This is a genomic window from Paenibacillus sp. FSL H8-0537 (assembly GCF_038051995.1).
Lineage (GTDB): Bacteria > Bacillota > Bacilli > Paenibacillales > Paenibacillaceae > Pristimantibacillus.
Map to the genome: position 1 here is coordinate 1937405 of NZ_CP150290.1, position 21205 is coordinate 1958609.

Sequence of the window (21205 nt, forward strand, 5' to 3'; positions counted from 1 at the left end):
GATAGAAAAAGTTTTCTGAGCTAAGGGGATAATGTCTGTAAGCAACAAAAACAGCAAGCTATTGAACCAATGATAGAATGAGCGGGGAGTTGCGGGGGCTTTGCATAATTAGTATGATAAGGACACACAATTCGAGGAGGCACTTACATATGGCTGGAGCGAAATGGACGAAGCCGGAAGCGGTTATTTTTGATATGGATGGCACGTTGTTTGAGACGGATACACTACTAATATCTGTTCACGAGCGATTGTTTCAAACTCTGCGTGAAGAAGGACTTTACAATCAGCCAACACCGCCAATTGAGCGGCTGCTCAGCTGCCTCGGCATGTTGCTGGAAGATATATGGCGAAAAGTAATGCCTGATGGCTCAGAGGAGGCCCATAGGCGTGCTGATGAGCTCATGCTGCGCTATGAGCTGGAACAGCTGGAAGCAGGAGAGGGTAGATTGTATCCTCAAGCGGAGGAAATGTTGAAAAAGCTTAAGGGGCATGGTATCAAATTGTTCGTAGCCAGTAACGGACTGGAAGAATATGTGCGCGGGGTAGCTCGCTACAAGGGCATATACGATTTGTTCGACGGGTTGTATAGTGCAGGGGAATACCAGACGGCGACCAAAGTGGATTTGGTTGCTCAATTGTTGAATGATCATCAATTTGAAACGGCATGGATGGTTGGAGACCGTTCTTCTGATGTGGAAGCGGGAAAAGCAAATGGACTTAAAGTAATTGGCTGTGCTTATGCAAGCTATGGACGGGATGCCGAACTTGTGGGAGCAGATGTGCTGATCGCCAAGTTGCCGGACATCGTTGAGCTGTTAGATGAGGGGTAATGAAATGAAATAATAAGAACCTGGAAATGGCGTCTATATGGACGTCAAAGCCAGGTTCTTTTTTATGTGAATCATTTGGCGGAATCGGTCGTGGATTTGCTTAAGCCGTCCATATGGGTCAAATTGCTGTTGTTGGTATTCGTAATGGTATTTTTGGCTTTTCCGGATTTTTTCTGCCGATAAAGCCATAGGGCATATTCTAGAGGTTTAATAATCGCTTGGTTATAAGCTTCTTTCTCGCCCGCTTGGGCGAAAACCTCCCTTGCAGGTTTAGGATTGACCTCAAGCAGCCAGATTTGGCCCTTGCGGTCAATAGCCAGATCGAGAGCAAGCTCACAAAGCCGCCCATAAACCTGCTCGAGATGTTTGGCGACATTAATGCTGAATTGTTCGGCGTCAGCCTCAATATCTTTAACGAGTGAGGCATCGCTTACCCACTGCTGCAGCAGTTCAGTCATGGGAACGGCATGGCCACCTCCGTGAAGATTGGAAGTTACACTGCCAGAAGGCCCTACTCTGCCTGCACAGCCTGTTACACTCCAAACGCCTTCTCCGTTTTTTTGGACGAGCATCCGGTAATCATGCACGCGTCCGCTTGGAAGCTTGAGGTGGATGCCCTGCTGGGCAATGTAACGTGTACCTTTTAAATCCCATGCGGATAAATAACCGTTTAAGGAGGCAGCGTTTATTTTTTGCGGACTAATAATTCGTCTTGCTTGGTCGCGGCCTTGAATCAGAAGGTTTCCGCTTTTTTTTCGCTCAATACGCAAAATGCCTCTGCCGCCTGTGCCGTTAATCGGTTTAAGGTAAATAAGCGGATATTTGCGCAGCATCTCGGATACGACCTGGGCACTTTCTGCAATGCGTGCTGCAGGAAGATAGCTTTTAAATCGGGAGTCCTTTATCAACGTTCGGTGTATCGTCCACTTGTTGCGAAGCGGACGGTTAAGGAAGTTGAGGTGACTATAACGGGATCGGAAATGCAGCAGTTGATCGAACCGATAAGTACGTTGAATGCGACAGCGGTCAAAAATCATGTGTGGAAATGCAGTCCATTTTCGCGACCATTTTTTGGACGCCTCATTATAAATTAAAGCATGGATGCGATTTTGTTTGTAGTTGACGTCTTGAGGGGTGAAAATAATAATGTCGAGACCCAGCTTTCGGCCAGCAGTCGTCATTTTACGGTAAATATCTCGTTCTTCAAGCAAACCGTTCTCATTGAGATATAAAGTCAATATTCCGAGTACAGGCTGCGTCATTAGGAGTTCTCCTTTCAAAACGGAGCGTCGGCTTGCCGGTCGGTCCGGTGAACATAGATACTGCTTCCATTCCAAGGCGGAAGCAGAGCGCCATGCTTGGGACATTGTCGACCGCTACATGACAAGTTAAATGGCCCAATCTGCTAATCAGACTCCGAGCGACAGCCGTTCCGACCCCAAGTTCGCGGGCTTCTGGTTGGACGACGTAAAAGCATTCCTGCTTATGCTTATCGCCATTTGCTGCGAAGCCCACGCCAAGTAACCGCGAGCCTTGCCTGGCGATTGAAACGGCTGCCTCGGAATAGCCAGTTTCAACTGATGTGATGAGCTGGGCAGAATCCAGGGCGCGAAAGGCCTGAATGGAGGCAGCTGTCAGCCTTTTATCGCTATACTGAACAGCAAAGTCAGCCAGTCGCTTGCGATAGCTGTTCCATTGTTGTGGAGTGAGCAGCTGCACTTCCATCATTATGCGCCTCCTACCTTGCTTGCTTTTTTATTTGTTAAATATAATCCGTATTGAAAAATACGCTCCAGCGATTTTTGGCGAATATGAGGCTCGTCGAACTTCATTGGTTTGGAGTTGGCCTCGAAAAACCAAACGCTGCCCGAGCTGTCTATTCCAAGATCCATCGACATTTCGCCAAGCGTTTGCCCAGAGGCACGCTCGATTTGCCTCGCAATCAGCAAGGCGGTGCGTTTGGCTTTCAAAAGTATTCTACGCGCCTGTTCTACATTAAAAGAACTAATGAGCAGCTTTTCAGGATCTTCGATCATTCCGCCCCGAGGCACATGAGTTGTAATGCTTGAGGAGCCGGCGACCCTTGCGCCGATTCCCGTCATTTCCCATCTGCCATTACTGTTCTTCTGTACAAGCGCACGGAGATCGAAGCGGCGGTCATTGAAGGAAGCAAGCTGTATACCCTGCTGTGCGATGTAGGCCTCGCCTGCGCTTTGCTTTTGGATACGGCTCCACAGCTTCGTTATCGTGGCGCAATTATAGGTAGCACTTTTGCGCTCCTCCTGGATTTTCAAACGAAAGGGCAGCTGTTTCTCGGCTTTAACGGTAATGGTCATGATGCCTTTGCCTGCTTTGCCGCTTTCTGGCTTCAAATATAAAAAGGAATGTTTTTGCATCATTTTGCCCAGTCCGGAGAGGGACATTAACTTGCGGGTCAATGGGATGTAGGGCTTAGTTGTTTTGGATTGGCGAAGCCATTCGAATAAATGCCACTTGTTGAAAAAAAAGGGATTGAATAATGTCACCCTTGGATCTTTAATACAAGCATTGATTTTGTTTTTGACGGCTGGCAGCAGCTCATCCTCCCGTTGAGGGATGCGATTGTAAATGATGTCTGGAAAGGGGAGCAGACGCTGCTGCCATATTTCCTGCTGCTCGTCAAAAATAAAGCCCTTCAGACTGGTACGGCTTAAATATAAGTTTTTTGCAGTAAGCACATAAACGATAAAACCCTGCTCACGGCCTACACGAATTAAATCAGCAAAATTACTGCGGTTGCCACGAAATAGCTGGATATCATCCTCTATGGTCAAAATAGCGAGTACGGGCCTTCCGGCCCGGATCTCCGCTGTTGATTCCTGCTCTTTAATCAGCTGCTCCATCAGCTGTCACCCCCTTGGAACTTGCTGAGGTACAGGCAATGTTCAATAATATAATCTAGTGAGGCGCGACCTTCCGATTTTAAGGAAGGATGCTTGAAAATAGAACGTCCAGGCTTGGCATTGGCCTCAAACATCCATATCTCGCTATTTTTATCGATGCCGATATCAAGCCCCAGTTCGCCAAGACGGTGAGGATAGTTGCGTTCAATGGCTTCGGAAAGGTTGATGGCTACTTGTTTCGCTTTGTCCAGCACATCGGCGGCTTCGCTGCCGAAGGTCCGGCTTAGCGCCTGCTGCGGTGTCATGAGGGAGCCGCCGTTTTTGACGTGGGTAGTGACGCTGCCCCGTCCGGCTTTTTTTGCGCCAATTCCTGCGGGCACCCATTCGTTCTGGCCATTTTTATGCATATGAAAACGGAAATCAAGCGGACAGCCGTCAATTTCGGCGAGCCGTATTCCCTGTTGGACGACATAGTTATTTAGAGAGCTGCCATGGCGGGCATGCAGCATGCGGATCATGCTCTGGAAGTTCGTAAAGCGCAGCAGCACATTTTGATTTCCTTTGCGGTACCTTGCGAAATAGCCCCGCTTAGGATGGTAGGTCAAGCGATAAATGCCGATGCCAAGGCTGCCGGCTGTAGGCTTGAAATATAAGAATTGATGCTCTTCAAGCATCTCCTTGATTTTATCCGGTGTAGGACCCGACACCGATTCAGGCAAATGCTGCAAGGCTTCTGGGTCTTTATCGAGCAATTTATAGACATCTGATTTATTGAAAAAGCTCCAGTTAAAAAATGGGATTTTCTTCCTAACAAACCGCTCGCGCAGCGAGCTGATCATGGTCGAGGTTTCCGCTTTTCGGCTGGGAAGCCGATTGTACACAACGTCAGGAAGCGGCACCGTTTTGCGATACCAATTGCCTTGGGCGTTCAAAAAGTAGCCATTGACGGTTTCCTGCTGCCAGTTGATGTCGTTTGGAGTAAAGCCGAACAGATACGCTTTGCGCTCTCCCGACCGGATGACTTGCTTAATGAAGCCGGTTCTTGCGCCAAATGGCGCACTATCAGAGGAAGGGGATCCAATATCGCTTAAGATGCCGACCAAGGGTCCAAGCTGAATTTCATTATTTCCAGATTGAAGCAAATAAATATTGCCAGTCTTCGGTACTTTGATAGACTGGCGGACGCCCGCCGATAAATACAGATGGTTGCCTTGGCGCTTGACTGGGCGGATGGCAGCGGTAATGACTTCTCTACCTAGCTTGAGGTGCATCGTTTTTTTGCCTGACAGCTTCAGTTCTTTAAGAAGCGGACTGGACAGATAGACGACTCGATCGGTTTGTTGGGAAAAGTGTACGTTGCAAGTTGTCAAACTCATGGAAGAACCTCCTGAACGTTGTCATACCGAGAACGGTCTAATACGGGTGATGGAGTAATTAACGGCGTATGGAGACGGTGGGCCAGCATTTGGGCATAGCCTAGTGGCCGCTCAAGAGATTGTGCAGCACATCCCTCAAGGCCAAGTCGCCTAAACGCCGATCTTCCTGGTCTGGAGTTCGCTTCCAGAAGCCATAATCGTCTGCCCTGCTCAATGCCAAAATCAAGTCCAAGCTCAGCAAGTCTGCCGAATCTCTGTTCAAGCTGTACTGCTGCATACAGGCTTATTTCGTGAATTTGCTTCAATAGATGATCATTTACCGCTTCGCTGTATTCAGCTATAAGCAGTTCCTTCGCAGACCTGACTCCGCCCCCACCGTGCAGGTTGGAGGTGATCGAGCCGGTCTGTCCGCAGCGGGCTGCAAGGCCCGTTACTTGCCAGAGGCCTAACGCATCTTTCTGTACCAAAGCCCTTATATCGAAAGGTTCGCCCGTTTTTAGCTGGAGCTGCAAATACGGCTGAATAATATAGCTGGCAGTCCCGATAAACTTGGCTAGCCATTGCTCCAGAGCATCCTGACTGCATAGCCGCTTCTGAAAGGAGAGATTACTTTTGCTGCGCCCTGAGACGGACCAGTAGTCGGCAGCATGACGCTGGAGCAGCAATGCGCCTTTGCCCTGCATGCCTGAGGCGGGCTTGAGAAACAGCCCAGAGCCTGGAGCTGAGAGGCGGCTGCGCAGCATAGCGCCATGGCTATAACGCTGGGTAGCCGGCAGCAGCGGCTGGATACGCTCATCATTCGCAAGCGCCTCGTAAACGTCCAACTTGGAGGGGAGGCTGCCGTTCAAAATGATGTGCGGCTTGCGGGCTGCAATAGCCTGCAGAGCGCTGCGACAGGCAAGCTGCTCTTCTGTATTTTTGCAGAAGCGCCGATCGTAAATAATATCGGGCAGCTTGCAGATGCCCTTCTCCCAGCGCTCATTTAGAAAACGATAGCCCTGAAGCTGGCCGTTATCTACGTTAAATTCGCAGGGAGAAAAGACGTAAAGATCAATCTTTTTCCTTCTAGCGGTTTCCGCAAGCTGCTTGTAAAAGGCAGGTTCGGGAAGCTTCGGCTCCTCCTGGGGGGCATGCATCTCAATGGAAGCAACATATAACCCAATCGTCATGCCTTCTGCTGTCATAGGCGCCTCCGCTAGAAGCCCGATAAAAATCGGGAATATTGAATAACCATGCGAACGGATGGACGAATTTTGTTATCATTCAGTGGCGTATTGTCATTTTTGGAAGGCTTGGAGTTGACCTCCAGCAGCCATACTCTGCCGCTTGCATCAATAGCCAGATCGATGCCGAGCTCACCGAAATGGGCGGGGATATGCGTCTCAATCCCTTTGGCAATGAGGAGCGCTGCTTGCTGCAGCCTGCTCGAGGCATCCGCTCGGCCGCTCGTCAGGTTGGATTTGGAAATCGCCTCGCTAACGGTACTTAATGTGCCGCCTCTTGCGAGGTTGGAAACAAAATGCTGACCGCCAGCTGTCCGGGCAACAATCGAAGTGATTTTCCATTTGCCGCTGACATTTTTCTGTACAAGTGCCCGGAAGTCGACGGGCCGTTTCTGGATTTCAATCAGCTGGAGGCCTTGTTGTACCTGATAGCGGACGGTTTTCATTTTCGCAGAGATGGCGGAATACAGTTTGAGCTGGTTAGGATAAAGCTGCTTCCGCGAGCCTGTCGTTGTAGTAAATTGGGCTTGGTAACCGCCGTTTTCAGTCTTTGATACTCGGATGATCCCTTTGCCAAGGCTTCCTCTGACAGGCTTCAAAAAGATGTTGGCGTGTTTGCTGCACATGCCTTTAAGGGTGGCGAAGCTGCGCAGTGAATAGGACTCTGGCAAATAGCGGAGGGCAGCTTCATCCTTCTTGAGTGCTTCGAATACTTCCGTTTTATCAAGAAACTTTTCATTGAAAACAGTCGTCTGAAACCTGGATTTTACTTCTTTGAAAAAATGTTGTACGCTGGGTTTGTTCTCTAGTTTTCGGGAAGTAAGTCGATTGTTAATCACATTTGGAATGGGAAGCGACGCCCTTTGCCAGCCACCCGCATAGATCCAGCCTTCCACGGTTTGCTGCTCGCCAGTAATTTGGCCGGGAGTGAAGAAACACACATGCCCGCCTTGCGCGGCACAGCCATCAACCAGCTCTTTGCAGAACATGGTGATAGAACCGAACGGCTTATCGGGTGTCCCTGGATAATCCCTACTGATCAGAATACCGATAAGCGGGCCGAGTGAAAGTGTTGCTGATCCGGATTTATAGTTGATTCTTAATGCAGCGCCATTCGCAATGCCCATTTTGCGTGCTAGGCTCTGGCTAATTCGAATGCCATCATAACGTGCGACGGGTAATACTTTGACATGTTGCTTAAGTGAGCCGAAAGTCATCGCTACAGGCTGGCCCTGAGGGATTTTCCACTGTTTCATATAGGCCTCGCCCAGCATGAGCGTATCCTCGGCGAGCATGCCTGAGCTGATAACCTGGACGGCTACTTTCGATTTGAGCATCGTAAATCTCCTTCCAAGCAGGAGGATTCCGGCAAGCGGGTTAAGAGCCGCTGGGTGTTTTGCACGAATTAATTCATCATATGAGGACATCTATCCCTTGGTGATTAGATACTAACAGCTGTTTAAGCAAATCAATGGAGGGGAAAAGCCATGAATGTATACGACAAAACGTATGAACTGGCCAAAGCGTTAAAGGATAGCGAGGAAGCACGTTTGCTGAAGGAAGCAAAGCATGCTGCAGACGCTGATCCCGATGCAAAAGGGCTGCTTGATAACTTTCGCGAGCGCCAAAACGAGCTGCAGCAGAAAATGATGGCGGGCGAGGAGCCTTCCGCTGCCGATATGGATACGCTGAACAAGCTGTACGAGGTCATTTCGCTGAATCCGCTCGTCAGCGGCTTGATGGAGGCTGAGCGCCGCTTCTCCATCGTTTTTGAGGACATAAACCGCATTATGTCCGATGTGCTAAAATCCATCGTTGATTAACGCCTGCGGTCATATCCCTCGTCCTTGCCTCATATAATGTGAGGAGTGCTACAGAGGAGCTGAGGAATATGAGAAAAGGCAGGAGCCGTCATGTATTATATTTGCTAGCTGCGGTTGCGATGCTAGTCTACGGGGTACCAAGACTGGATTTGGGCGCTCCATGGAGCGGGACAAGCCTGTTCGGCATCGTCTGGCTGGTCTTTTCGCTAGTCATTGTGGCGGCGCAAATTGATGCGCTGATGCAAGGCGAAGCGAGGAGGCAGCAGATGCGGCGCATTAAACGTGCCAAACGCCAGGCGCTGGAGAGCAAGCTGCAGCAGGTCGTTGCTAGGCGGGGCGCCAGTGGCTAGCTAGCAATAACGAAACAAAAACAAATAAGGCCCAGCGATGGTCGCTGAGCCCTATTTGTTTTTTTAATCATTAATCCAATTCTTTGAACTGGACGAGCTGCTTTACGAATTTGTAAACCGCTTCTTGTTCTTTGACGGTTAGTCCATGTAGTTGATGGGCGATTTTGTCAGCGTAACTATTGTCTTCTGGGCTTGTCTGCTGCGAAGCATCCAAATGAACAAGCTGTTCCAGTGGAGAGTCGAGCGCTGCGGCAATTTTGCCGAGTACATCGACGGTTGGACTTTTCTCTCCTCGCTCGACTTGCCCCATATACGAAGCATTAATGTCCGCTCTGAGCGCCAGCTGCTCCTGGCTAAGCCCTCTTATTTTGCGTAGTGTGCGGATGTTATCTCCAATGTATCGGGCAAATTTACTCAAATTGTTCACCTCAGCCTAAAGATAGTGCTTTAGATGCCAACCAACAACGTTCTATAGAACCTATTAAATATAATGACTAAAGTCATTGACGAAAATACTCGACTTCACTATAATTATGTAAAATGGTCCTTATTAAACTTCTTTTTACTTAAAAGGTTCTTTTTACAAGGGGATTGGAAGATGGTAGACGAATTTGAGTTTTTCCGAAAAGTGCAGCAGCATTACCGTCAAGTAAGCTTCCACGTGCGATTGAGCTATACGATTTTTCATAAAAAGGAGAAGCTGCTGCTTGCGCATGGTATTTTGCGCTGCCGGGTTGAGCCCCATTCGCAATTGGTTGAGTATCGAATCAGCTTGGAATCGGAAGTGGCATCGCGTCCTTTTAGCGAGAAGGCCTCAATTTTATTTTCCACTGTATACGAGGAAATTCCGCAGCAATCGATTAAGCTGACAGATGTGCCTGTCTATCAGCTGCGATACTCCGTACCGATTGTTTATGATTGGCAAGCTTTTATTATTGAAGGAATGAGTACGGCTTTAAGCAAGAGTGTATTGCAGCCTGTTTTCGATAAATATAGATTTGTGAATAAGCAGGGCCAGGAAATAGACGCCAAACTTAAGGTCGCCGCCGTTATGGTGGATTGGTATAATAAAAACATTAATAGTTAGCCAGCAGTGTTGAAAGCCAGAGGGAGGTACAGGTGTGTCTAAAGTCGGTTCCGGTTCAGAGACCAGCACCAAGCATGAACTGATTCTTGCACATATACAAGAGCTGAAGATCGGAACAAAAATCTCGGTCAGAGTGATTGCAAAAACGCTGGGAGTCAGTGAAGGAACAGCTTATAAAGCCATTAAAGAAGCGGAAGCAACCGGACTCGTCAGCACAAAGGAACGAATTGGGACGGTACGCATCGACCGTAAAAGAAAAGAAGCACTTGACCAGCTTACGTTCGGCGAAGTGGCGGAAATTGTAGAAGGCCAGCTTTTTGGTGGCGCATCAGGCCTTGAGAAAACGCTGCATAAGTTCGTCATTGGAGCTATGGAGCTTGATGCTATGCTACGTTATATTGATGAGGACAGCCTGCTTATTGTCGGCAATCGGATCGGTGCGCACAAGCGGGCGCTGGAGCAGGGAGCAGGCGTGCTCATTACAGGCGGCTTCGAGACGAGCGAGGAGGTTAAAGCGCTTGCTGATGAGAAGGGGCTGCCGATTCTCTCTTCGCGATATGATACGTTTACCGTTGCATCCATGATTAACCGCGCTATGTATGACCGCCTTATTAAGCGTAAAGTGATGCTGATTGAAGATTTGGTTACGTTCAGCAGGCCCGCCGATGTGCTGCATCCGAGTGAAACGGCAGGCAGCTTCAAGGAGTTGCGGCGCAGAACAGGTTATTCGCGGTTTCCCGTAGTGGATGACCGTGGTAAAGTCATAGGCATGATGACAGCAAAGGATGCATCCGGCGCACTAGATGAGCAGACCGTGGATAAGCTGATGACCCGCCATCCGATTACGGCTGCACCGAATATTACCGTTACATCCGCTGCTCATACGATGGCGGCGGAAGGAATCGATTTGCTGCCTATCGTTGATCGGCATCGCAAACTGCTTGGTGTCATTAGCCGCCAGCAGGTAATTGATGCGCTCCGGTTTGCGGGCAAACAGCCGGAATCGGGCGAAACGTTCGATGATTTAATGTGGTCAAGATTTATGGCTAGCGAAGATGCAGCGGGCGAGTTTGTTTATAAAGGGGTCGTAACGCCGCAAATGTCAGGTTCGCTTGGCATGATATCGGAAGGCGTGCTCGTTACGCTTATGACACAGGCGGGCAGAAGAATGATTCGCGAGACGGGGAAACGCGACTATTTGCTTGAGAGCATGACGACTTATTTTGTTAAGCCGGTTGAAATGGACAGTGAAATAACGATTATACCACGGGCGATGGAGATGAGCCGCAAGTCAACGAAGCTGGAAATTGAAGTGTGGGATCGGGGCGGGCTGGCAGCGAAAGCGATGATGTCAGCCCAGATGATTGATCCTTAAACATAAAGCAGCCGGACAATGAAGCTAAGTTATAATAGCGCAGCGTTCGCCGCTGCCTTTCATTAGCGGCGCGTCGTGCGCAGCATGCTGAGATTGCGCAGGCCAGCGAAAAGATTGAATAGGCCAATGACCATGAATAGCGTCCCGATAACGATGCGCACGGTGGATTCATTGGACAAAAACAGCTGAACGCCGGCAATAAATATGAGCATGATGCCCATGCTTATATTCATTCTAGCCCCGTACAGCATACGCATTGCGCCATCAGTGGCCCTGCGGGATCTGTAGCTGAAAATAACCGTCAGCAGCAAGGTGAGGAAGATGACGGGTGCAAATAAATATTGCATCAGTGAGTCCATTGGTTTTAAAGCAGCTCCTTTGCAAGCGGAATGATGATGCTCTATTCCGTATTTCTGCTGCTATTGTAGCATGAATACCTTCCAAAACAGAAGCAGTGCAGCGCATGTCTTTATGCTGCACTGCTTTTTTCACCACGCTTCTAGCTCGGTCCGCGATCATGCAGGCGGACTTTAATCCACAGATGCAGCACGTTCTCGACAACAAGCATCGTTTTTACCTCGACCTCGTAATCCTTCTCCAGCACATCGTTGTAAACTCTCTTGCTTAGCAGCTTCCTTGCAAACTGGGCATTGGAATCAATTTCGTAAATGCTTTGCCCGATAAACACGGAAAGATCGGCTTTAATTCGCCGAATCAGATCGGCCTCCGTCATTTTATCCAGCTGCGGGCGACCTGCGTTTTGCCCGGCTTCCAGCTCGATTCGCGGCAAAATGCTCTTAATGACCGTATGCTGATGCTTGAAATCCTTGAGGTTGTTAATGTCCTGCTCGTACTGCTCCAATTGAATTTCGAGCTCGCTTTTAAGACTGACTAGCGCCTCGAATTGTGCTTGATAGAGGGAGTTGTAAACGACCGCGCCGACAACCATGCCAAGCAGAAGCATGCCAAACATTTGCAGCCCTTTCACATATCGCTCAAACGGGGGCAGCCGCATCGCTTAGCCCGTCCCTTTGCAAATGAGCTTGACTAGCTCTGTGCCCATATGAGCCCCTAGAAAAGCAGCGATAATATAGCCGACCTGCTGTGCCGCGGGGGACAGATGCCCCTCCATAATGTTGCTTTCTATGACACGCATTGGATCAATGGAGCCGCCTACTGCGGCTACTATAGCCCATATTTTTAAATTTGCCGCTGTATTGACCATCATGGAGGTGGGGGGCATCAGCAGAAACACTGATCCAATGCCAGCAAGCATTGAGCCGCCTAATACGACGCCAAAGGCAATAAAGAAATCGAGCCCTGCCTTCATCAAAAAATAATTCACTTCGCTCACCAGCTCTCTTCGCCAAGTGGAGCCCGTCCGGCTCCTATTATCATTGTATGGGCGGTGCCTTGGCGATTATGATAAAATAGACAAATAGAGATGGAACACCTGAGGGGGCGAGGCGCAATGACCGCTAATGAGTCGCCATTCGTGCATTTGCACGTTCATAGTGAATATAGCCTGCTTGATGGCGCGGCGCGAATACGCGATTTGACAGCCCGCGCTGCGGAGCTGGGGATGAAGGCGCTGGCGCTTACGGACCATGGCGTCATGTATGGAGCTATTCCGTTCATCCGTGCCTGCCAGCAGCATGGTATTAAGCCGATTGTAGGCTGTGAGATGTATATGACCGCAGGCTCGCGGTTTGAGAAGGGCTCGCGCAAGGAAAACCCGATCTATCACTTAATTTTGCTTGCCAAAAATGAAACCGGATATCGCAATCTCATGAAGCTGAGCTCGATTGCCCATTTGGAGGGCTTTCATTATCGGCCGCGCGTCGATCCAGAAATGCTGGCTAAGCATGCGGAGGGCATCGTCTGCCTGAGTGCCTGTCTTGGAGGCGAGGTTTCGCAGCATTTGCTGCATGACCGTCCGGAGGAAGCGCGCAAGGCGGCACAGCGGTATCGGGACATTTTCGGCGATGATTTTTATTTGGAGCTACAGGACCATCATTTGCTGGAGCAGAAAAAAGTGAATGCAGCAATGATTGAGCTGGCACGGGAAACCGGCATTCAGCTGGCGGTTACGAACGATGTCCATTATATTACTGCGGCTGACGCGGAAATGCAGGATGTGCTTATTTGCATTGGAACGGGCAAATCCGTCGATGACGAGGACCGTATGAAAATGCAGACGGACCAAATGTATTTAAAAAGCGGGGAAGAGATGGCTGCCCTATTCCGCCATGTCCCGCAGGCTATTGCAAATACGGCAGCCATCGCAGGCAAATGTACGCTGGAGCTGGCTTTTGGACGGGCGCCGCTTCCGGTATTTCATCCCGTGCCAGAGGGGGCAAGCTCAGCAGGGTATTTGCAGCAGCTATGCAGCGAAGGACTGCTTGCGAGATACAGCTTGCTGCCAGAGTGGACGCAGGAGCCGGACTTCCGCCGGGAGGCTGAGCAGCGGCTAGCCTATGAGCTGTCTGTCATTGAAAAAATGGGTTTTAGCGATTATTTTCTAATCGTCTGGGATTTTATTCGTTTTGCCCATGAGCAGGGCATTCGTACAGGCCCGGGACGGGGGTCGTCAGCCGGCTCTCTGGTTGCTTATACACTGCGAATCACCGACGTAGATCCGCTAAAATACAAGCTGCTCTTTGAGCGTTTTCTAAATCCGGAGCGCATATCGATGCCCGATATTGATATCGACTTTAATGATGAGCGTCGGGATGAAGTCATTGCCTATGTCGCCAAAAAATATGGCGAAGGGCATGTTGCCCAAATTATTACGTTCGGCACAATGGCGGCGAAAGCAGCGGTCCGCGACGTCGGACGCGCGATGAATGTGCCGTTCGCCGAGGTGGATCGTGCGGCGAAGCTCATTCCGCGCCAGCTCGGCATTACGCTTGCCGAGGCGCTGCGGACGACTGAGGGACTGCGCGAGGCGGCGGAGCGCCTGCCTAAGACGGCAGCGATGCTGGATATGGCGCTTAAGGTAGAGGGCATGCCGCGCCATGCCTCTACGCATGCGGCTGGAGTTGTTATTGCCAGCGAGCCGCTGACGGAGTATGTGCCGCTGCAAGCGGGCGGCGAAGGGGCTGTTTTGACCCAATATTCAATGGAGCATCTGGAAGCGATTGGGCTGCTCAAGATGGACTTTCTAGGACTGCGCACCCTTTCGATTTTGGAGCGGACGCTGAATTGGGTGAAGGAGCAGTACGGAGAGACGATTGATTTTCGCACGATTCCCGACAACGACCCGGATACGTATGCGATGCTCGGCCGCGGCGAGACGACGGGTATTTTCCAATTGGAGTCTTCCGGTGTGCGCCGCGTGTTGCGGGACTTGAAGGCGTCGGAGTTTGAAGATATCGTATCGGTCCTGGCTTTGTATCGGCCTGGTCCGATGGAATTTATTCCAAAATATATTCAAGGCAAGCATGGCGAGGTACAGGTGGAATATCCTCATCCATCCCTAGAGCCGATTCTTGCTGATACGTATGGCATTATCGTGTATCAGGAGCAAATTATGCAGATTGCCTCCAGCATGGCGGGTTTCTCGCTGGGTGAAGCAGATTTGCTGCGCCGTGCCGTTTCCAAGAAAAAGCGCGAAGTGCTGGATGAGCAGCGGGAGCATTTTGTGAAGGGCAGCGTGACGCAGGGCTACAGCGAGGACGAGGCGAATCTCGTTTACGATATGATCGTGCGTTTCGCAGACTATGGGTTCCCGCGGGCGCATGCTGCTGCTTACGGTGTACTGGCTTTTCAAACGGCATGGCTGAAGGCGCATTATCCGGTACCATTTATGGCTTCGATGCTGGCGTCCGTGAATGGCAACCAGCGGAAAACGGCGGAATACGTCGATGAATGCCGCCGAATGGGCATTCAGGTGCTGCCGCCCGATGTCAACGAGAGCGGCGTAACGTTCACGCCAGTTGAAGGAGCGGTGCGCTTTGGGCTCGCGACGGTTAAAAATGTTGGTACGCAGGCGATCGAAGCGCTGCGGAAGGAACGGGAGGACAAGCCGTTTGTGAGCTTGCTCGACCTATGCCGCCGCGTCGATTTGCGCGTCGTGAACAAGCGCGTGCTGGAGTCGCTGATTCAAGCAGGAGCCTTCGACTCGCTGCCGGGACACCGGGCGCAATTGCTCGGTGCTCTGGAGGAGACGGTCGAGGCGGCGGTGAAATGGCGCAAGGAGCGCGCTGAGCTGCAGATCGAGCTGTTTGGCTTCGATGAGGTGCAGAACTGGGATGTGGAGCTGCCGGATATCAGGCCGTTCTCCACAGCTGAGCAGCTGGAGTTTGAGCGCGAGCTGCTAGGCATGTACTTGTCCGGGCATCCGCTCGACGCCGTGGAGGAGCAGCTTGCGCCGCTTGGGCTCGACCGGCTGTTCGAGCTTGCGGATGCGGCGGAAGGAGCGCCGGCGGTAGCGGCGGTGCACATTGTGTCGCTGAAGCCGTTCACGAACAAGAAGGGCAATGCGATGGGTTTTCTGGAGCTGGAGGATCGCATCCTCCGCGTCGAAGCCGTTGTGTTCCCGGCAGTGTGGAAACGCTGCGGGGATAAGCTGGAAAAGGGAGGCCTCGCCATTGTGCAGGCGACCGTGCAGCATCAGGATGAGGAGTTTAAACTCATCCTGGAGGATGTTGTGCCGCTTGCAGGCGGAGCTGCTGCGGCCGGGGCGCCGCTCGCAGAGCAGGCGCAGCGCCTCTTGCGGCAAGCGCAAGCCCGCGCCGCGAGAGGCGCTTGGCCCGGTCCCGGGCAGGCGAAGCCGTCCGGGCAGGGCCAGAGCGGGGCGCGGGCGGCAACGCCAGCCGCCCCGGCGGGCCGCGGGCCCGGCACTGCTGCTGCGGGCGAAGCGCAGCAGCTGCCGCCGCGGGCACCGCGGCAGGAACCCGCTGGGCGAAAGCGCCAGCGGGTTTACATCAAGCTCGCAGCCGCGCGCGAGCAGCTTGCCGCGCTGGAGCGGCTCAAGCAGCTGCTGGCCGAGCACCCCGGCCAGCTGGACACCGTTCTGTTCTACGAGCGCGAACAGAAGCTGATCGCCCTTAGCGACAGCTACCGCGTCAAGCCGTCGCCGGAATTGTTCGGCGAGATTGAGCAGCTGTTCGGCGAAGGCGCGGTCGTCGTCAAATAGGCGCAAGCAGCAAAACATGGGATAGCGATCCCTCATAGGGCTGGTCTTCGCTGTCTAGAGCGAAGACCAGCCCTATTTTTAACCGCATCCAGCCATGTGATCTCTCCGCAAGCGAATTCAAAATGATGCACATATCTTCTGTTATCCGCATACATTTAGGGATACAAGCGGAGAAATGCGGGAGGCCAGCTGCTGCTTGCGGGCTTAGGGATACAGCTTCCGCGAAAGGCTGCAGCATTAATAGGGCCGCGAAATCCGCATTGCCGCTGCTTACGCTGCATTGCAGCGTACAAGCATGGGAGGGATGGACATGGCTTCGACATCCAAAATTGAAGCGTGGCTGGGCAAGCGTGGAGTGAAGGTTGATGATATTGCTGAAATTGTATATACACTGCAGCGGCCCTACAATGCGAGCTTATGCATGAAGGAATGCGAGGATAGCGTCCGGGCTGTACTGGGCAAGCGAGAGGTGCAGTATGTTTTATATACGGGCATCGCACTAGACGAGCTTGCGGAGCGCAAGTTATTGCCCGAGCCGCTTCAGGCGATTATGGAAAATGACGAGTCGCTGTATGGCGTGGACGAGACGCTGGCGCTTGGCATTACGAATGTGTACGGGATGATCGGCTTGACGAGTTTTGGTTATTTGGATAAAGTGAAGCCTGGCATTATAAGTCAGCTTAATCTTAAGGGGCGGCATATTCATGTGTTCCTCGATGATCTCGTAGCAGGACTTGCGGCAGCGGCCTCAGCAAGAATTGCACATCAGGACCCGAAAGCGCAGCAATACCATTTGCCCGATTCCCCATGATTATGATACTATTATAAGATCATATGACCTGTTAACGGGACTTAGCTATGTTTAAGATGTAAACTTTGCCCGTAGCAAAGTTTTCAGGAGGTACCACAATGTGGACGGTCATTTATATCGCGCCAACAGCAAAAATCGCAGAGAATATCAAGAAACGGCTTACGGAAGAAGGATTTCTTGTGAAGATCCGTCCAGTCAATCTGTCTAAACAGCAATTCGAAATATTGGTGCCGTCGGGTGAGCTGGAGGAAGTTCAAGAAGTATTTAACTCCTTGTTTCAGCCGTAATGGATTCCCTTATTCGATTGCGCCTTGAGAGGTGTCATACGTGCAAATAAAGGACTTGTTTACGAAGAAGAAATACGCGACAGTACCTTCGGAGCGCCCTAAACGCGACATTCCAGAAGGACTGATGAATAAGTGTACGCGGTGCGGAACGATTCAATACAGCAAAGAGCTGGAGAAGAATCTGAAGGTCTGCTCCTCCTGCGGCTATCACTTCCGCCTTTCGGCTTGGGAGCGCATTGCCATGACGCTTGATGAAGGACAGCTAACGGAATACGATACCGATCTTGTATCGGAAGATCCGCTTGGTTTCCCAGGTTATGCGAGCAAGCTGGAGCAGCAACTGGCTAAGAACCCGAACTTGCGTGAAGCAGTTGTTACCGGCGAAGGAACTATCGGCGGTCTTCCTGTCGTTGTCGCTGTCATGAGCTTTGACTTTTTCAGCGGCAGCATGGGCTCGGTGGTAGGGGAAAAAATAACGCGGGCTGTAGAAGCGGCGCTTGAAAAGCGCCTGCCGCTTATTATTTTCTCGACATCGGGTGGCGCACGCATGCAGGAAAGCATTCTCAGCCTCATGCAAATGGCCAAAACAAGCGCAGCGCTCTCGAAGCTTCATGAAGCGGGCGGCTTGTTTATCTCGGTATTCACCGATCCAACGATGGGTGGCGTCTCGGCGAGCTTCGCAAGTCTTGGCGACTACAATTTGGCCGAGCCTGGCGCGTTAGTAGGCTTCGCAGGCCGCATTGTAATCGAGCAGACGATTCGTCAGAAGCTGCCGGACAACTTCCAGACGGCGGAATTCAATTTGCAGCATGGACAGCTTGATATGGTTGTACACCGTAACGACATGAAGCATATGCTGACCAAACTGCTTGATATGCATACCGCAGGGGAGGGATTGTCTAATGGCGGGTGAGCTTCCGTTCGAGAAACCGCTCAGTGATTTAAGAGAAAAGATAAAAACGCTGGAAACGCTCGCGGCTGGCAATGGCATGGATTTTTCCGAGGAAATTGCCCGGCTTGAGGAGCGCTGCAAGCAGCTGGAACAGGAAATGTACCAGGAGCTGACCCCCGCGCAAAAAATGCATGTAGCGCGCCATCAACAGCGTCCCACGACGCTGGATTTCATTCAGGCGGTGTTTACCGATTTCATCGAGCTGCATGGCGACCGCCTGTTTGCCGATGATTTGGCTATCGTAGGCGGACTTGCCAAGCTGAACGGCGTACCGGTAACGATTGTCGGACACCAGCGCGGCAAGGATACGCGCGATAACATCGCCCGTTTCTTCGGAAGTCCCCACCCGGAAGGTTTTCGCAAGGCGCTGCGCTTCATGCAGCAAGCCAATAAATTTAACCGTCCGATTATTACTTTTATTGATACGAAAGGCGCTTATCCTGGCAATACTGCTGAGGAACGGGGCCAATCGGAAGCAATTGCCCGTAATTTGCGGGAGATGGCTAGTTTCGGCGTACCGATCATTTGCGTCGTTATTGGCGAAGGTGGCAGCGGTGGCGCACTTGCGCTTGGCGTAGGCAACCGGGTGCTGATGCTGGAAAATGCGATCTATTCTGCGATTTCGCCGAATGGAGCAGCCTCGATTCTCTGGAAGGATGCATCGAAAGCTGATCAGGCCGCAGAAGCGATGAAGATTACAGCCAAGGATTTACTCGCGTTTGAAGTCATCGAGGACATTGTAGAGGAGCCGCAGGGTGGTGCGCATCGTGATCTGGCTTTTACAGCAGAGCACTTGAAAGCCAAGCTGTGGAGCCATTTGCAGGAGCTTCGCGCCATGACTCCGGAAGAGCTGAAAGAAGACCGCTACAGCAAATTCCGCAAAATCGGCAAGTTCCAGATTGCCCAGCAGACGCTGGCAGAAGAGCAGCAAACCGCTGAGCTGGCGGACGAGCCTACCGAGGCTGCGGCAGCAAGCGGAGAACCAAGCACCGAGAAAGCAGTGCAGCCGGAATCGGCGCAGGTATAGTTTACAAATATTTTATACTGTACAAGCTGCTCGTAATCGTGTAATTTAAGTTGTGGTCAAGGTGAAACGGCTTTCGCCGTCCTATGGCGGAACAGCGCGTTTCAGCCCGAGAAATATAAGCCTATTTATATGTGAACAACTTATAAATTCTTATATTTTTAAAAGAAGATCAACTAGCAAGGCCTACCATTTAAGCAGGCAATATAACGGAGGAAAACTAAAAATGCGTAAAACAAAGATTGTATGTACAATCGGACCATCCAGCGAATCACTTGAAAACACGAAGAAGCTTATTCTAGCGGGCATGAACGTCGCTCGTCTGAACTTCTCCCATGGCGATTTTGAAGAGCACGGTAACCGCATCAAGAATATTCGTCAAGCAAATATCGAACTCGGCAAAACAACAGCCATTCTCCTTGATACGAAAGGTCCAGAAATTCGTCTGGGCAAATTGAAAGAAGAGCCAATTGAGCTGGTTCAAGGCGAGAAAATCGCTTTGACAACAGAAGAAATCCTTGGCGATGTAACGCGTATTCCGATTACGTATACGGATCTGCCTAACGACGTTTCGGTTGGTTCGACCATTTTGATCGATGACGGCCTCATTGGCTTGACGGTTGAAGATGTGCAAGGAACAGAAATCATTTGCCGCATCGTCAATAGCGGTCAAATTAAAAGCAAGAAGGGCGTTAACGTACCAGGCGTAAACATCTCGCTTCCTGGTATTACAGAGAAGGACGCTAATGACATCGTCTTCGGTATTGAGCAAGGCGTAGATTTCATCGCGGCTTCCTTCGTGCGTAAAGCAAGCGATGTTTTGGAAATTCGCGAGCTTCTGGAGCGCCACAATGCGGGCCATATCCAAATTATTTCTAAAATTGAGAACCAGCAGGGTGTAGACAACCTTGATGAAATTTTGGAAGTTTCCGACGGCCTGATGGTTGCCCGTGGCGACCTTGGCGTTGAAATTCCGGCAGAAGAAGTACCACTCGTACAAAAATCGATGATTCAAAAATGTAACCGCGCTGGCAAGCCCGTTATTACAGCAACACAAATGCTGGATTCGATGCAGCGCAACCCGCGTCCGACTCGTGCTGAGGCGAGTGACGTAGCGAATGCGATTTTCGACGGTACAGATGCAATCATGCTTTCTGGCGAAACAGCTGCTGGTAAATATCCAGTTGAATCGGTACAAACGATGGCCCGTATCGCTGAGCGTGCAGAATCGGCTCTTGAATACCGTGAAATTTTCACGAAACAAGCGAATGCACAGCAAACAAGCGTAACAGAAGCGATCTCCCAAGCGGTAGCTAATTCCGCATTTGATCTGAAAGCGAAAGCGATCGTTACTTCGACGCAAAGCGGCTTCACTTCCCGTATGGTATCCAAATACCGTCCGAAAGCGCCGATCATTGCGGTAACAACAGAAGAGACGGTTATGCGTCGCCTGGCACTTGTATGGGGCGTTATTCCGGTTAAAGGCGCCCTCGTTGATTCCACAGACGGTTTGTTCGAAAATGCAGTAACGGGTGCGCTCAGCACTGGCTTGCTTGCTCTTGGCGATACTATCGTTATTACTGCTGGTGTGCCAGTAGGTCGCTCTGGAACAACAAACCTGATCAAAATTCACCACATTGGCGAGCTTTTGGCAAATGGACAAGGTATCGGCAGCCAAACGGCTACTGGTAAAATAGTCGTTGCCCGCACGCCTGAAGAAGCGATTGCAAAAACAACACAGGGTTCGATTCTTGTAACCGTATCGACGGATAAAGAATATATGCCTGCATTCGAGAAAGCGGCTGCTGTTGTTACGGAGCAAGGCGGCATTACTAGCCATGCGGCTGTTTGCGGCATCAACCTTGGAATTCCAGTTATTCTGGGCATTTCTAATGCTACAACTATTTTGGAAGATGGCATGGAAGTTACGCTTTACGGCGAAACAGGCGTTATTTACTCCGGCCAATCCAAGTCTGTATAGTTTTTAAAATATAGGAAAGTATATGATTTCGTCATACTTTCTCTATATTTCTCGGACTGAAACG

General features: G+C 50.8%; 21 protein-coding genes. 11 read left to right on the forward strand and 10 right to left on the reverse strand.

Annotated features, from left to right (window positions below; all coding sequences use genetic code 11):
• Positions 1-149: 149 nt before the first annotated feature.
• Positions 150-830: an HAD hydrolase-like protein gene (locus MHB80_RS08115; protein ID WP_341281675.1), complete on the forward strand. Its 681-nt coding sequence runs from the start codon at positions 150-152 to the stop codon at positions 828-830.
• 71 nt (positions 831-901) lie between these two features.
• On the opposite strand, the gene MHB80_RS08120 is transcribed toward MHB80_RS08115, so the two are convergent.
• From MHB80_RS08120 to MHB80_RS08145, 6 genes are read right to left on the reverse strand one after another with little or no spacing between them, the layout of a single operon-like run.
• On the reverse strand, positions 902-2092 hold the full coding sequence (locus MHB80_RS08120; protein WP_341281676.1) for a YheC/YheD family protein: 1191 nt from the start codon (positions 2090-2092) through the stop codon (positions 902-904).
• Complete coding sequence (locus MHB80_RS08125) at positions 2049-2558, reverse strand: GNAT family N-acetyltransferase (protein ID WP_341281677.1); 510 nt, start codon at positions 2556-2558, stop codon at positions 2049-2051. The genes MHB80_RS08120 and MHB80_RS08125 overlap by 44 nt, the downstream gene beginning before the upstream one ends.
• The gene (locus tag MHB80_RS08130; protein WP_341281678.1) at positions 2558-3712 is read right to left on the reverse strand and encodes a YheC/YheD family protein; all 1155 of its coding nucleotides are present in this window, start codon (positions 3710-3712) and stop codon (positions 2558-2560) included. Before MHB80_RS08130 ends, MHB80_RS08125 begins: the two co-directional genes overlap by 1 nt.
• A complete protein-coding gene (locus MHB80_RS08135; protein WP_341281679.1) occupies positions 3712-5088 on the reverse strand; it encodes a YheC/YheD family protein in 1377 nt (458 codons plus the stop codon). Before MHB80_RS08135 ends, MHB80_RS08130 begins: the two co-directional genes overlap by 1 nt.
• Entirely contained in the window at positions 5085-6272 is a 1188-nt protein-coding gene (locus MHB80_RS08140; protein WP_341281680.1) for a YheC/YheD family protein, read from the reverse strand. The genes MHB80_RS08135 and MHB80_RS08140 overlap by 4 nt, the downstream gene beginning before the upstream one ends.
• Before the next feature lie 11 nt (positions 6273-6283).
• Entirely contained in the window at positions 6284-7648 is a 1365-nt protein-coding gene (locus MHB80_RS08145; RefSeq protein WP_341281681.1) for a YheC/YheD family protein, read from the reverse strand.
• Positions 7649-7798: 150 nt separating this feature from the next.
• Here MHB80_RS08145 and MHB80_RS08150 point away from each other — a divergent pair, with 150 nt between their 5' ends.
• Together MHB80_RS08150 and MHB80_RS08155 are read left to right on the forward strand one after the other, a co-directional pair.
• Positions 7799-8134 (forward strand): YlbF family regulator, encoded by a 336-nt coding sequence (locus MHB80_RS08150; RefSeq protein WP_341281682.1) that lies wholly within the window; start codon positions 7799-7801, stop codon positions 8132-8134.
• 68 nt (positions 8135-8202) lie between these two features.
• Complete coding sequence (locus tag MHB80_RS08155; RefSeq protein ID WP_341281683.1) at positions 8203-8484, forward strand: hypothetical protein; 282 nt, start codon at positions 8203-8205, stop codon at positions 8482-8484.
• Positions 8485-8554: 70 nt separating this feature from the next.
• On the opposite strand, the gene MHB80_RS08160 is transcribed toward MHB80_RS08155, so the two are convergent.
• Positions 8555-8902, reverse strand: a complete 348-nt coding sequence (locus MHB80_RS08160) for a helix-turn-helix transcriptional regulator (RefSeq protein WP_341281684.1) — start codon at positions 8900-8902, stop codon at positions 8555-8557.
• Between the two features lie 180 nt (positions 8903-9082).
• Here MHB80_RS08160 and MHB80_RS08165 point away from each other — a divergent pair, with 180 nt between their 5' ends.
• Together MHB80_RS08165 and MHB80_RS08170 are read left to right on the forward strand one after the other, a co-directional pair.
• Positions 9083-9571, forward strand: coding sequence for a hypothetical protein (locus tag MHB80_RS08165; protein WP_341281685.1), 489 nt, complete (start codon positions 9083-9085; stop codon positions 9569-9571).
• Between the two features lie 34 nt (positions 9572-9605).
• Positions 9606-10946, forward strand: a complete 1341-nt coding sequence (locus MHB80_RS08170; RefSeq protein ID WP_341281686.1) for a DRTGG domain-containing protein — start codon at positions 9606-9608, stop codon at positions 10944-10946.
• Positions 10947-11008: 62 nt separating this feature from the next.
• Here the strand turns inward: MHB80_RS08170 and MHB80_RS08175 are convergent, their stop codons facing one another.
• The 3 genes from MHB80_RS08175 to MHB80_RS08185 form a co-directional block, all read right to left on the reverse strand.
• Positions 11009-11305, reverse strand: a complete 297-nt coding sequence (locus MHB80_RS08175) for a YtpI family protein (RefSeq protein WP_341281687.1) — start codon at positions 11303-11305, stop codon at positions 11009-11011.
• A gap of 140 nt (positions 11306-11445) precedes the next feature.
• Positions 11446-11961 carry a hypothetical protein gene (locus MHB80_RS08180; protein ID WP_341281688.1) on the reverse strand — a complete coding sequence of 172 codons (516 nt, stop codon included), beginning with the start codon at positions 11959-11961 and terminating at the stop codon, positions 11446-11448.
• Between the two features lie 3 nt (positions 11962-11964).
• The gene (locus tag MHB80_RS08185; protein ID WP_338556630.1) at positions 11965-12291 is read right to left on the reverse strand and encodes a YtrH family sporulation protein; all 327 of its coding nucleotides are present in this window, start codon (positions 12289-12291) and stop codon (positions 11965-11967) included.
• Between the two features lie 126 nt (positions 12292-12417).
• Here MHB80_RS08185 and MHB80_RS08190 point away from each other — a divergent pair, with 126 nt between their 5' ends.
• The 6 genes from MHB80_RS08190 to pyk all read left to right on the forward strand — a co-directional run bounded on the left by MHB80_RS08190 (position 12418) and on the right by pyk (position 21141).
• A complete protein-coding gene (locus tag MHB80_RS08190) occupies positions 12418-16086 on the forward strand; it encodes a DNA polymerase III subunit alpha (RefSeq protein WP_341281689.1) in 3669 nt (1222 codons plus the stop codon).
• 310 nt (positions 16087-16396) lie between these two features.
• Positions 16397-16897 carry a phosphatidylglycerophosphatase A gene (locus tag MHB80_RS08195; protein WP_341281690.1) on the forward strand — a complete coding sequence of 167 codons (501 nt, stop codon included), beginning with the start codon at positions 16397-16399 and terminating at the stop codon, positions 16895-16897.
• A 98-nt stretch (positions 16898-16995) separates the two neighbouring features.
• Positions 16996-17184, forward strand: coding sequence for a hypothetical protein (locus MHB80_RS08200; protein WP_046229439.1), 189 nt, complete (start codon positions 16996-16998; stop codon positions 17182-17184).
• Positions 17185-17224: 40 nt separating this feature from the next.
• Entirely contained in the window at positions 17225-18097 is an 873-nt protein-coding gene (gene accD / locus MHB80_RS08205; protein ID WP_341281691.1) for an acetyl-CoA carboxylase, carboxyltransferase subunit beta, read from the forward strand.
• Complete coding sequence (locus MHB80_RS08210; RefSeq protein WP_341281692.1) at positions 18087-19163, forward strand: acetyl-CoA carboxylase carboxyltransferase subunit alpha; 1077 nt, start codon at positions 18087-18089, stop codon at positions 19161-19163. Before accD ends, MHB80_RS08210 begins: the two co-directional genes overlap by 11 nt.
• 223 nt (positions 19164-19386) lie before the next feature.
• A complete protein-coding gene (pyk, locus tag MHB80_RS08215; protein ID WP_341281693.1) occupies positions 19387-21141 on the forward strand; it encodes a pyruvate kinase in 1755 nt (584 codons plus the stop codon).
• Positions 21142-21205 lie beyond the last annotated feature (64 nt).